The organism is Vibrio sp. 1580 (assembly GCF_033340055.1).
In genome coordinates this window covers 138,270-150,576 of record NZ_JAWOVT010000001.1, presented here as the reverse complement: position 1 = coordinate 150,576, position 12,307 = coordinate 138,270, and the positions used below count along the sequence as shown (strand labels likewise).

Sequence of the window (12,307 nt, the reverse complement as noted above, 5' to 3'; positions counted from 1 at the left end):
GAGTGTGGATGAAAAACTGGAAACTGATTCTGCCGCTTATGATGAGCGGCAGTTTAATTGCTTGTACGTCAACTCAAACGACGCAGGAACCTGTTGAGCCAGAGTCGCCAAAGGTCGAAGAGCCCGTTAAAGTCGAGCCAGAAGTGAAACCTGATGTAGATCCAAAGCCAGAGGTGGAGCCCAAACCAGAAGCGAAACCTGAGAAAAAGCCGGAACCAAAGCCTAAGAAGCCAGTCAAGGTCACAAAAACACCCGATGGCATGTTAATTCTTGGTTCTGAAGAATGGGTTTATGTTCCTGAAATTGACCAGACTTTCAAGGCTAGAGTCGATACAGGTGCGACAACATCATCAATTAGTGCGACTGACATTGTTCCGTTTGAGCGTGATGGTAAAGACTGGGTTAAATTTAAGATAGATTTAGGTGACAAAGACACCAAAGAATTTAAAGTACCCGTTGAGCGCTGGGCTAAAGTTAAGCAGTCTTCGTCAGAAGAGGTGGATAAACGAGCGGTGGTAAAAGCCTACATTACCGTTGGGGATCACAAAGAAAAGACAGAGTTTACGTTAGCGGATCGCGGACATATGACGTTTCCAATTTTGCTTGGTCGAAGCTTTTTTAGAGATATTGCCGTTGTGGATGTATCGAAAAAATATGTGCAAGATAAACCTAAAAAAACCGCTAAAAACTGATGTATTAAAGCTAGTTTCTGCTACAAGCTAATAATTCTTGATTAGCAAAAAATGGCCTCCAAAATCGGAGGCTATTTTTATTGAATCATATGCTTGCTTGTGATGCCTGGTAGTCATATCCACTAAAATGCAAAACGAGCAGACATTACAATTTGCTGGCCATAGACACCATTATTTTTGAAATCTGCACCAAGCGATAGTTGTTGAGTTGAGTGGAATCGTGCGCCCAGATTGTAAATGGTGTTCGAATCGTCATTATCTATGATTTGGCCGATACGGCCATGTAGCTCAACATTTTGCATAAACCAAATACGAGTGCCAATATTCACTTCCGTGCGCCACTCGTCACCCACTTTATCACTGCCGTTCTCTTTAATGTTGTGTACCAACATTTGGCCATAAATATCTGCAAATTGGCCTGCTGGCCCATTAAAGCCTATACCACCAGCAATGTCCCAGTCTCCGCTAAACTCACTGTCTGCGCGAGCAATGAAATGGGTATTCTCTGTAAAGTAGGTATTGAACTCGCCACCAAATGTACCAGGGCTAGTGCCCATGCGAAATTCCATCGTGTTGTAGTTGAAATTATTTGCATGTGCGGAAAGTGGCAAAATAGCACACAAACCAAAGGCTGCAACCTTTAGAGCTTTACCTAGCATGGTGTCTCCGGGCAAGATGATTAAAATGAACAAAAAAATGGTCTGCAAAAAGCAGACCAAGATTGATAAAGCTATCATTTTAAGTGCTTGCCGTCACTATTTAGCTGTAATCGTCACTACATCATGTTGATATGCACAGCAATCGGGGTTTGTTTTACATGACTACGAGTTGTTCGACTTCAATCTCTGGTTTGTTCCCGCCTTCAAATTCGCCAAACAGACGGACTTTAGTCGTGTGATCAATCGGAGTATTTAGCTGAATATCGTCATCGAGTTCGACCATCACTTCACCGGAACCATCGCTAAAGACAAACTTATCCGCGCGAACTTGACGCAATAAGTTACCTTCAACGACCACATCTTTTTCAGTAAACATATTGGAGTCGTTTAGCAAGGCATCCAATTTTTCCACAGTGACAGGACCGTTAAACTGCAAGTTTGATTGGTTTTGAGCGTTATCTTTCGCGAACGCGATAGAAGGAGCAATAGCTAAGGCGGCGATTGTTGCGATAATTGTATTCTTTTTCATGTTACATCCTCATCGGTTTGTTTTGATGGGGTCATTAAAACAGGGCTTGTTTGAACCAATGATGATTTCAACATTCATATTCTATTCATTTGCTTGAGTAAGTGGGGACGATGACGTTATGATTGTTCATCTTCCTCTATTCCTTACGAATGTTCATGAAATCAGCGATCCCATCTTTAATGGTTCAAGGCACCACTTCGGATGCCGGAAAAAGTGTCCTTGTGGCAGGTTTATGCCGTGTATTAGCAAGAAAAGGGATAAATGTTGCCCCATTTAAGCCACAAAACATGGCACTAAATAGTGCGGTAACCAAAGATGGCGGTGAAATAGGTCGAGCACAGGCCGTTCAGGCACAGGCGTGTAATATTGAGCCAACCGTACATATGAATCCGGTTTTAATTAAACCTAACAGTGATACAGGTGCTCAGATCATTTTGCAGGGTAAGGCGATTTCCAATATGGATGCGGCTGGCTTTCATGATTACAAGAAAGTGGCGATGGACACGGTGTTAGATTCCTTCTCTCGTCTGACTCAAGAATTTGATTCGATTATTATCGAGGGCGCGGGGAGTCCTGCTGAAATCAATTTACGAGAAGGCGATATTGCAAACATGGGTTTTGCTGAGGCCGCTGATGTACCAGTGATCATTGTTGCTGATATTGATCGTGGTGGAGTGTTTGCACATTTGTACGGAACACTTGCGTTACTTTCTGAATCTGAACAAGCGCGAGTAAAAGGATTTGTTATCAACCGTTTTCGAGGTGATATTCGTTTATTGCAATCGGGCCTCGATTGGCTAGAAGAAAAAACAGGTAAACCTGTACTTGGTGTACTTCCTTTTCTTCATGGTTTGAATTTAGAAGCAGAAGACGCGATCACTGCGCAGCAAGAGTTGCACTCTGAGGTAAAACTGAATGTTGTTGTGCCTGTTTTAACCCGGATTAGTAATCATACTGATTTTGATGTGCTGCGATTGAATCCAGACATCAATCTACGTTATGTAGGTAAAGGCGAAAAAATAGATAAAGCCGACCTGGTTATTTTGCCTGGGACCAAATCAGTGAGAGACGATCTGGATTATCTAAGAAGCCAGGGGTGGGATAAAGATATCTTGCGTCATATTCGTCTTGGTGGAAAAGTGATTGGTATCTGTGGTGGCTACCAGATGCTTGGAAACTTGATTGATGATCCAAACGGCGTCGAAGGCCAACCAGGTCAAAGCGAAGGACTTGGCTTGCTTGATATCACTACGACGCTAACTAACAGCAAACAGCTTACAAACACACAAGCACAGCTTTCTCTTAACGGCAAAACAGCCAATGTAAAGGGTTATGAAATCCACGTAGGGCGAAGTGAAGTACGGGGCCTGCAACCTTTTACATTCAGTTCCGGTGAAGCGGAGGGGGCGATCAGCGAGTGTGGCCAAATCATGGGAACCTACCTTCACGGGTTCTTTGACGAGGCAGATGTCTTGAGCCTGGTATCAGAATGGGTAAACGGCACCCAAATCAAACAACAAGACTTTGAAGAGTTAAAGGAGCAAGGCATTAATCGCATCGCAGATGCGATAGAACAACATATACGCCTTGATTTTTTGTTTAAATAGCCCATTAACTGATTGAACTTTATATTTAAATAACCTGTTCTTTCGCTTGCCTTGTATTGGAGTATCTCTATGAAAGCATGGAAACAGTATGCTTGCCTTGCGGCAGTATTAAGCATTTCATTTTCAGCAAACGCAGCAACGAACCTAAAAGTGTATGCAGCCTCTTCTATGACGAATGCGATTAACGAAATCGCGCAAAACTTTGAAGAAAAGTATGACGTTTCTATCACTCCCGTTTATGGTGGTTCTTCTTCTATCGCTCGACAAATTATCAATGGCGCACCAGCGGATGTATTCATTTCTGCGAACACGAAATGGATGGATTATTTGGTCGATAAAGACGTCATTTATCGTGACAATGTCACAAATCTAGTGCGCAATAGCTTAGTGTTGATTGCTCCTCAGTCTTCAGAATTAACCTCATTTAACTTTTCTGATGCAAAGGCATGGGAGAAGGCATTGCATGGAAATCGTCTTGCTTTAGGCAATCCGACGTCAGTACCTGCTGGTATGTACGCGAAAGAGTCATTGACTACACTGGGTGTATGGAAAGCGGTTCAAACTCACGTCGCACCAGCAAAGAATGTGCGCTTAGCTTTGGCGTTGGTTGAACGTGGAGAAGCGCCTTTAGGTGTGGTCTACAAAACCGATGCTCAGTTAACTGATAAAGTCAAAATTCTCGGCGAATTTGCGAGTGATACGCATGCGGCTATTGTTTACCCGGCTGCAATTGTGAATGATTCTACTGAGTCGGAGCAGTTCTTCCAGTACCTAAAATCGGACGAAGCCGCACGCGTTTTTGCTCAATATGGCTTTCAGCAATAAACCGGCCTTCAATTATAGGAACGAAGCGTGACAGAACTGGAATACCAAGCCTTAATGTTAAGCCTCAAAGTAGGCGCGTACGCAGTACTTTGGCTGATTCCTCTCGGCGTTTTTCTTGCTTGGCTACTTTCTCGAAAAACGTTCTTTGGTAAATCGATTCTCGATAGCTTAATTCATTTACCACTGGTATTGCCGCCAGTGGTAATCGGCTATTTGTTGTTGATTTCTTTAGGACGACAAGGGTTCCTTGGAAAGTGGCTCTATGAAAACTTAGGGGTAGTCTTTAGCTTTAATTGGAAAGGGGCAGTAGTCGCTTGTCTTGTCGTGGCTTTGCCTTTGATGGTTCGTTCAGTACGCCTAAGCTTAGATAGCGTCGACCCTAAATTGGAGCACGCAGCCTCTACGTTAGGCGCTTCTCCTTTAAAAGTGTTTCTCACCGTCACGTTACCACTGACCATTCCCGGAATTATTACGGGCACGATGCTGTCATTTGCTCGTAGTCTTGGCGAATTCGGGGCGACGATCAGTTTCGTCTCTAACATTCCGGGTGAGACCCAAACGATTCCGCTGGCAATGTACAACTTTATTGAAACGCCAGGTGCAGAAATGCAGGCGGCTCGTCTGTGTATCATTTCTATCGCGTTAGCCTTGTCTACATTAATGATCTCTGAATGGCTAAATCGTAAAGCGGCAAGCAGATTGGGTGCGAAGCAATGACGATTAAAGTCCAATTTAAACAAATGCTTGGTGAGACTGACTTCGACATCAAACTTAAGTTACCTTGTAACGGAATTAGTGCCTTGTTTGGACGATCTGGTGCAGGTAAAACGACGTTGATTAACATCATCAGCGGATTGGTCACTCCAAGGCAAGGGTATGTTGCGGTTGGTGAGCATGTTTTGTTTGACAGTGAACAGGGAATCAACCTACCAACGCACAAGCGTGGTATTGGTTATGTGTTTCAGGATTCACGTTTGTTTCCTCACTATTCGGTTCAAGGCAATTTGTTATATGGCGTTAAAGAAAAAGATGACGAGTATTTTGATGCAGTCACCGAACTCTTGTCTATCAAACCGTTACTAAAGCGCTTTCCGGTATCACTTTCTGGTGGTGAAAAGCAACGTGTTGCGATTGCGCGCGCATTGCTATCTAAACCCAATTTGCTTTTGATGGATGAGCCACTTGCCTCACTCGATATGCCAAGAAAGCGTGAGGTAATGCCTTTTCTTGAGGAGTTGTCGGAGAAGGTAAATATTCCTATTATCTATGTCACACACAGTCTCCAGGAAATTTTAAGGCTTGCTCAGCACCTTGCAATTATTGACCAAGGTAAAATTTCGAGTTCAGGTAAGCTTGAGGAAGTGTGGGCTTCTCATGCTATGCGCCCATGGCAATCTTTCTCAGAGCAAAGCAGCTTATTTGAAGGCCGGATTGCTGAACATCATGAACGTTATGCACTGACTTGTATCAGCCTTGCACCTAATGTATTCCTGTGGGTGCAAAAGATTGACGGAACACCAGACACGCCAATACGCTTGCAAGTGCGTGCCAACGACGTTTCTATCACGCTCGAGCAGTCCAAGGCGACGTCGATTCGAAATATTTTGCCTGCTATTGTCGATTCCATCGAGGTGTTTAATGCAGCCGATGACAAGCAGAGTATTAATGTATCACTCAAGCTAGACGAGAAATGTTATTTGTGGGCAACGATCACACCGTGGGCCCTTGATGATCTCAACCTAAAAGTTGGTAGCCGTGTTTTTGCACAAATTAAAGGTGTCAGTGTGACACAAAAAGATATGGCACTAGCGCCTCATTAACCGTTTAGACTGATTTACGCTTCATGATCAAAAAAGGCCGCAAAGTGCGGCCTTTGTTACTAGAAGAATGTCGGAATTACTTCGCGAATACTTCTTTGAATTCACGCTTAAGAAGTGGGTCACGACGTGCTTTCTTAAGTTGCTTAACCATGTCTTTCACACAGTTGTGAAGCACATTATCAAGTAGTTGAGCACGGTATTCTTCTTTATCTTCATCTGTCATGTTTTCTGGCAGATTAAGAGTAGGAAACTCTTCCATCACATTAATACCAGCGAATGCTTGGCCTACAGAAACTAGAGCATGAAACTGTTCAAAGTTGTCTAGAATGTTCTGTGCGCTTGCTGGCATTTCGTCCCATGATTCACGTACCGCTTCTTCAGACACTTCATGGATAGAGGTAACCATTTCGAACATTTGCTCTGGAACTTCGTCAAATTCGATAACTTTACGTAGCTCTGGAGAAATGCTGGCTAGATCGATTTTTTTGCTTTCGCTGTTAGTTGCTTCTGACATGGTGTGTCTCTCATTACAAAAAGGCGGGAATATTAATACCAAATGCATCAAATAGCTATACCCATTAGTCCGCAAGATGACCAAAGTGAATGAGTTTGTTGAACTTCTGCTCACAGGCCATGATTAGATAGGGTAACGTCCAGTCTAACTGCTTTATGCAATGGATTCCGTGATATTCAAACAAAAATATAGCACTTAATTATGAGTCGAATGCAACAACTCTATGAGTATGGTATATGTTTAATAAAGACATAATTAAAAATGGAACGCGTTATGCAACCGACAGGGACATCGATGCGAATCCTTCTGGTTGACGATGTTCAGCTAGACAGGATGCAGTTGGCTATTCGTCTAAAGCAACTTGGACATATTGTAAAAGCCGTAGGTAGTGGACTAGAGGCGTTAAATACCTACGAGAGTTTTGACCCGGAACTGGTGTTACTCGATATATCAATGCCAGATATGAACGGTTTTGAAGTCTCTCTTCATATAAGAGAAACGTTTCCGGATTGGATCCCAATTATTTTCTTGAGTAGTCACGAAGAGCCAGAAATGATTGCTAAAGCCATAGATGCGGGCGGTGATGACTATTTAATTAAGCCGGTAGATAAACTGGTACTGAACTCTAAACTTATCGCAATGCAGCGTATTGCTCATATGAGACGAGAGCTTAAGCAAGCGACAGCTCAATTGGAGCAGGTTAATCAACTTTTGACTCAGCAAGCGAATGAAGATGGCCTAACCAAACTCTATAACCGCCGTTATATCGACCATAAGTTGGAATCGATGGTTGCATGGCATGGCCGTCACAACATGCCAATGGCTTTGATTCTATTGGACGTCGATTTTTTTAAACCGTTTAATGATAATTACGGTCATATTGAAGGCGATCGTTGCTTGCAAGCGATTGCGAATCAACTCAAGGCTACTTTTTGTCGCTCTGGGGAATATGTAGGTCGATATGGTGGAGAAGAGTTTGTCGTGTTGCTAGGGTGTACCGACACTCAAACAGCAGAAAGAGAAGCCGAGCGTATACAAGAGGCTATGTATTTTCTCGATTACCCACATGAGTATTCTAGTGTGTCAAATAGAGTGACAGTGTCACAGGGTGTTTTTGTTTTTCAACCGACAGGGAAAGAAGTGCAATCAGACTTGTATGCAACCGTTGATAAAGCGCTATATACCTCGAAGTCTTTGGGAAGAAACACACATACTTTGGTTAATTCTCTTTAAAAACAAAATCTTATGAACGCCACTCTTTTTGTTGCGTTGTCACTTTTTGGTGGTTATTTTAAAGCTCACTCAAAGTAAGATAGGCAAACAGTGCGAACGGAATGTCGCAATCGGGCGTATACCTTATACCTTTGATTAGATAGATAACATCGGGATAGTGGCAACGATGAGTGCAGTTATTATGCTGATGGGGAAGTTCGGTTTTGTTGTAAACCCAGACAAGCTTGTTAACTTTCACGATTGGTGAGGGTCTAACGAAGCTTTATGCAGTTGCGTCCGGCCTTTTTCGCTTTGTAAAGTGCTTCGTCCGCTGATTTAATAACGTCCAGAGGAGCTTGCCCATTCCGGCTATCAGCAACTCCGAAACTTGCGGTAACAAAAACCGACTTTCTTTTCGAACTGTTGCTACCACGACGTTTTTGCCCTTGTTTATGGTTCTCAGGGCGAGATTCTTCATCGCGTAATATCATCTCGTATTCTGCAATCGATTTGCGAGCTTCTTCCAAAAAGTTCTTACATTCGTCAGCGTATTTGCCTTTAAAAACGATGGTAAATTCTTCTCCGCCAAATCGATAAACTTTTGCGCCGCCTGGGGTTTTAGTGAGGCGCGAAGCGACCATTTTTAGAACGTCATCACCAGTATCGTGACCGTAGGTGTCGTTAAACTTTTTAAAATGGTCAACATCAAGCATTGCGATCGTGAACTTCTTACCCATGTGTTTTAGATCGAGATCAAGTGCACGTCTGCTTGGAATCAGCGTTAGGCTATCGGTGAAAGCCAGTTGATGGCTAGCGGAAGCGGCATAAATAATGATAAGCAGCCCTGTTAGCGTAAACATGGTGCTTGATATGTACTGCACATCAAAGAAAATGAACGTCGCAGACGCCAATACCATGGCAGAGTAGGTCATCGCATGAATAATTTCATTCTTCTTTAAAACAAGGATTCCAAGAAAACAGACAATACCCACGCAATATAAAACAAGAATTAAAGGCAGTTTAGAGACCGTAGGTACAATAAATAAAATACCGCTTGTCCATTGTTCAAACCCTCCTTCAACGTAATATGCTAGCGTTAGATAAGACCAAAGAACGAACATTGCTAACATCAAGATGTAAGTCAACATGGCTCTAGAGTCAAAACCTTCTTTACTAAACAAAAATACCGTAAGAAACGAGACAGGAAGTAACGTGGCTAAAATGGTTAGCTCAAGTAAAGCGGTACCACTTTGAAGCGGGACTTGTAGGCGGTGCTGTATCACGAAATAGGCTAGCAACATTGCCAAGCACACCATGGACTCTCTGCCTTGCTTAAATGAATAACAAAGGAGTAGCGCACAACCTAATAGTATGTACGGCAAGTTTGCGGCAATGCCCCAGTTTGCCTGAGTCATCTGAATAATGCTGTCCATGCCCGAACTCACTATGCCCAGTAGCAAAAAAGGGAATAAGAATCTGAAGCCTGATGAAGTCATTGACGATGAGGACATCTATTACAAACTGCCTGAAAATAGTTGACTATATAATTGGTTAGGTAAATCGTTTTATCAATATGGATATTTATCCGTTATTGAATTTCGAACTTTGAGAACTAGCAAGAATACGTCTATTTGTTCCTTTTCCCAAGTATTTTGGAAGACATTACGGCAAAAAGAGAGAGATTGATTAAATTAAGAGCAATCAATAAGTTGTTATAAACAAGTCGTTGCTATACTCATTTCATAGGAAAAAGGAGATTTACAGATGCAGATAAGCTCAGATGTGCACAATTACATGGAAACATTAGTAGGCCAGGTTCTCAGTTTGCCCGAATTTTTAGAACAGTATGACAACGAACAGTTAGCCGATATTGCTTGCCTTGCGCTTATCCAGCTCAAGCCTGTCTATATCCGTCATGATATTGACTTTTTGTCTTCACTTCCTGAACAAAAATTAAGCCAGTTTAAGCAAAGCGCGGATATAGCGGTGAAAAACGCCGCAGAAATGGTGAAAGAAGACAGGCGTAAGAACCGAGAGTATGATGTGCCTGTAATTTTTTCCCATACTAGTTATGATGATGACAAAGAGTTGGATTGGTATGAAAAACCGATCCTTAACGTTAATATCAAGTAAGAGTCGCTCAGTTGACTAGTGAGTTGACCCAAGGAGGAATCGTGGGATTTTTTTCGCGTTTGTTTGGTGGTAGTGAGAAAACCGCTGAAGCTAAAACTATCGAGCCAGTTGAGTATAAAGGTTTCTTTATTTACCCAGAGAGCCTTTCAGAGGGCGGACAATATCGCATCGCTGGTCGAATAGAAAAGCATGACAATGATGAAGTGAAAACACATCGGTTTATTCGCTCCGATTTACTTGGCTCAGAGCAAGATGCCAATGACCTTATGTTGAAGAAATCTCAAATGTTTATTGATCAAATGGGCGATAAAATCTTCGACTAGCAATTTACTGCAATTTGATTCCAGTCATCTTAAAAAGAGCCATTAGTGTATATGCTAGTGGTTCTTTCTTTTTAACGCTTAAATCTCTGTTAAGTCAGTATTTAATCGTTACCTGGTTAGACCTCAGTCTAGTACGGTGTTGCGTTGTTATTTTTCGAGCACAGAGCGACAATCATTCATTACTTAGCGTTATATGTAATGAAATTTAGTATTTAAATTACAAAACACTTGAAGTAATGAGACGCGTTCGATACAAACAGAATAATAACAGGGCTGTTAGTCAAGGTGTTATTGTGCAAATGGGTGTCCCCAAACATCATCTTTCGTTTGCAATTGTCTTGCGTGGTAAACAGATAGAAATAAAAAAGAATTAGAGTAGAGCGACGCTCTGTTTTGGGACTAATTTATTGATATGTATACAAGGAGTATGCGTTTTGCAAATCGGTGTACCTAAAGAGATACTCGCGGGTGAATCGCGAGTGGCTGCATCGCCGAAGTCGGTTGAGCAGTTAATAAAATTGGGATTCGATGTCGCGATTGAATCCCAAGCGGGGGTGCTAGCGAGTTTCAATGATGCCGCTTATGAAGCAGCTGGTGCGAAAATCGTTTCTAGTGAAGAAGTTTGGGCATCTGGCCTTATTTTAAAAGTTAATGCGCCAATTGTGGATGATGAGCAAGGCATTGACGAAATTGCGTTACTGCAAGATGGATCAACACTGGTTAGCTTTATTTGGCCGGCTCAAAATGCTGAGTTGATGGAACAACTTTCAAGTAAGAACATTAACGTTCTTGCCATGGATTCCGTTCCTCGTATCTCACGTGCACAAGCCTTAGACGCGCTATCTTCGATGGCTAATATCGCTGGTTATCGTGCAGTGGTTGAGGCAGCTCATGAGTTTGGTCGTTTCTTTACAGGTCAAATTACGGCTGCCGGTAAAGTACCTCCAGCGAAAGTATTGGTTGCGGGTGCTGGCGTCGCTGGCTTGGCGGCTATCGGTGCTGCAGGTAGCTTAGGTGCCATTGTCCGTGCGTTTGACGTCCGCCCAGAAGTAAAAGAGCAAGTTGAATCGATGGGCGCTGAGTTCCTGACCGTTGACTTTCAAGAAGAGTCAGGCTCTGGGGATGGCTACGCAAAAGAAATGTCTGATGACTTCAACAAAAAAGCGGCAGAGTTATACGCAGAGCAAGCTAAAGATGTTGATATCATTATTACGACCGCGCTCATCCCTGGTAAACCTGCGCCGAAGTTGATCACCAAAGAAATGGTCGACACCATGAAAGCGGGCAGTGTAATTGTCGACTTGGCAGCTGCTAATGGCGGTAACTGTGAATATACAGTGAAAGACCAAGTTATCATGACGGATAACGGAGTAAAAATTGTTGGTTACACTGACATGGTTGGTCGTTTGCCAACACAATCTTCTCAGCTTTACGCGACAAACCTTGTTAACCTTCTAAAACTGCTGTGTAAAGAGAAAGATGGCAACATCAATATTGATTTTGAAGATGTTGTTATCCGAGGCGTTACCGTGGTGAAAGAAGGTGAAGTTACTTGGCCAGCGCCACCAATTCAGGTTTCAGCTCAGCCGCAAGTGAAACAAGAACAGCCTGTGAAGCCAGAGCCTAAAGTAGAAGAACCTACGTCTCCAACGAAGAAAATTATTGGTGTGGCAGCGGCTGTTGGAGCCTTTGCATGGGTTGCATCGGTTGCTCCGGCAGCGTTTCTTTCTCACTTTACTGTATTTGTTCTAGCGTGTGTTGTCGGATACTACGTAGTATGGAATGTTACCCATGCACTTCATACTCCACTAATGTCAGTAACGAATGCTATCTCTGGCATTATTGTCGTTGGTGCATTACTGCAAATTGGACAAGGTAATGGCGTCGTTTCATTCCTATCTTTTATTGCCGTATTGATCGCGAGTATCAATATCTTCGGTGGTTTCACCGTCACCAAGCGTATGCTTGAAATGTTCCGCAAAGATAAATAGGA

Annotated in this window: 13 protein-coding genes; 9 read left to right on the top strand and 4 right to left on the bottom strand. The window is 42.8% G+C overall.

The genetic code is table 11. The features are described 5' to 3' along the window. Positions 1-8 precede the first annotated feature (8 nt). Positions 9-692: an ATP-dependent zinc protease gene (locus tag R7093_RS00735; RefSeq protein ID WP_005388032.1), complete on the top strand. Its 684-nt coding sequence runs from the start codon at positions 9-11 to the stop codon at positions 690-692. A 122-nt stretch (positions 693-814) separates the two neighbouring features. Here the strand turns inward: R7093_RS00735 and R7093_RS00730 are convergent, their stop codons facing one another. Next, positions 815-1,351: a hypothetical protein gene (locus R7093_RS00730; protein WP_017634623.1), complete on the bottom strand. Its 537-nt coding sequence runs from the start codon at positions 1,349-1,351 to the stop codon at positions 815-817. Between the two features lie 154 nt (positions 1,352-1,505). Then, the gene (locus tag R7093_RS00725) at positions 1,506-1,880 is read right to left on the bottom strand and encodes a YgiW/YdeI family stress tolerance OB fold protein (RefSeq protein WP_005376220.1); all 375 of its coding nucleotides are present in this window, start codon (positions 1,878-1,880) and stop codon (positions 1,506-1,508) included. Positions 1,881-2,035: 155 nt separating this feature from the next. Between R7093_RS00725 and R7093_RS00720 the strand changes: the two genes are divergently transcribed. The 4 genes from R7093_RS00720 (at position 2,036) to modC (ending at position 6,132) form a co-directional block, all read left to right on the top strand. Further along, positions 2,036-3,487, top strand: coding sequence for a cobyric acid synthase (locus R7093_RS00720; RefSeq protein ID WP_238952654.1), 1,452 nt, complete (start codon positions 2,036-2,038; stop codon positions 3,485-3,487). A 69-nt stretch (positions 3,488-3,556) separates the two neighbouring features. Beyond that, positions 3,557-4,312: a molybdate ABC transporter substrate-binding protein gene (gene modA / locus R7093_RS00715; protein ID WP_213877347.1), complete on the top strand. Its 756-nt coding sequence runs from the start codon at positions 3,557-3,559 to the stop codon at positions 4,310-4,312. 27 nt (positions 4,313-4,339) lie between these two features. After that, positions 4,340-5,029 carry a molybdate ABC transporter permease subunit gene (modB, locus tag R7093_RS00710; RefSeq protein ID WP_017634621.1) on the top strand — a complete coding sequence of 230 codons (690 nt, stop codon included), beginning with the start codon at positions 4,340-4,342 and terminating at the stop codon, positions 5,027-5,029. Beyond that, on the top strand, positions 5,026-6,132 hold the full coding sequence (modC, locus tag R7093_RS00705) for a molybdenum ABC transporter ATP-binding protein ModC (RefSeq protein WP_017634620.1): 1,107 nt from the start codon (positions 5,026-5,028) through the stop codon (positions 6,130-6,132). Before modB ends, modC begins: the two co-directional genes overlap by 4 nt. 76 nt (positions 6,133-6,208) lie before the next feature. Here modC and R7093_RS00700 read toward each other — a convergent pair whose 3' ends face one another. After that, a complete protein-coding gene (locus tag R7093_RS00700) occupies positions 6,209-6,646 on the bottom strand; it encodes a DUF3069 domain-containing protein (protein WP_005376232.1) in 438 nt (145 codons plus the stop codon). Between the two features lie 273 nt (positions 6,647-6,919). On the opposite strand from R7093_RS00700, the gene R7093_RS00695 reads away from it, so the two are divergent. After that, on the top strand, positions 6,920-7,879 hold the full coding sequence (locus tag R7093_RS00695; protein WP_005376234.1) for a diguanylate cyclase: 960 nt from the start codon (positions 6,920-6,922) through the stop codon (positions 7,877-7,879). Between the two features lie 251 nt (positions 7,880-8,130). On the opposite strand, the gene R7093_RS00690 is transcribed toward R7093_RS00695, so the two are convergent. Beyond that, positions 8,131-9,369: a sensor domain-containing diguanylate cyclase gene (locus tag R7093_RS00690; RefSeq protein WP_025998618.1), complete on the bottom strand. Its 1,239-nt coding sequence runs from the start codon at positions 9,367-9,369 to the stop codon at positions 8,131-8,133. A 253-nt stretch (positions 9,370-9,622) separates the two neighbouring features. Between R7093_RS00690 and R7093_RS00685 the strand changes: the two genes are divergently transcribed. The 3 genes from R7093_RS00685 (at position 9,623) to R7093_RS00675 (ending at position 12,305) form a co-directional block, all read left to right on the top strand. Next, positions 9,623-9,991: a late competence development ComFB family protein gene (locus tag R7093_RS00685; RefSeq protein ID WP_005376241.1), complete on the top strand. Its 369-nt coding sequence runs from the start codon at positions 9,623-9,625 to the stop codon at positions 9,989-9,991. 41 nt (positions 9,992-10,032) lie between these two features. Next, the gene (locus R7093_RS00680; RefSeq protein WP_017634616.1) at positions 10,033-10,314 is read left to right on the top strand and encodes an HlyU family transcriptional regulator; all 282 of its coding nucleotides are present in this window, start codon (positions 10,033-10,035) and stop codon (positions 10,312-10,314) included. 434 nt (positions 10,315-10,748) lie between these two features. Then, positions 10,749-12,305 carry a Re/Si-specific NAD(P)(+) transhydrogenase subunit alpha gene (locus R7093_RS00675; protein WP_258618942.1) on the top strand — a complete coding sequence of 519 codons (1,557 nt, stop codon included), beginning with the start codon at positions 10,749-10,751 and terminating at the stop codon, positions 12,303-12,305. Positions 12,306-12,307: the final 2 nt, after the last annotated feature.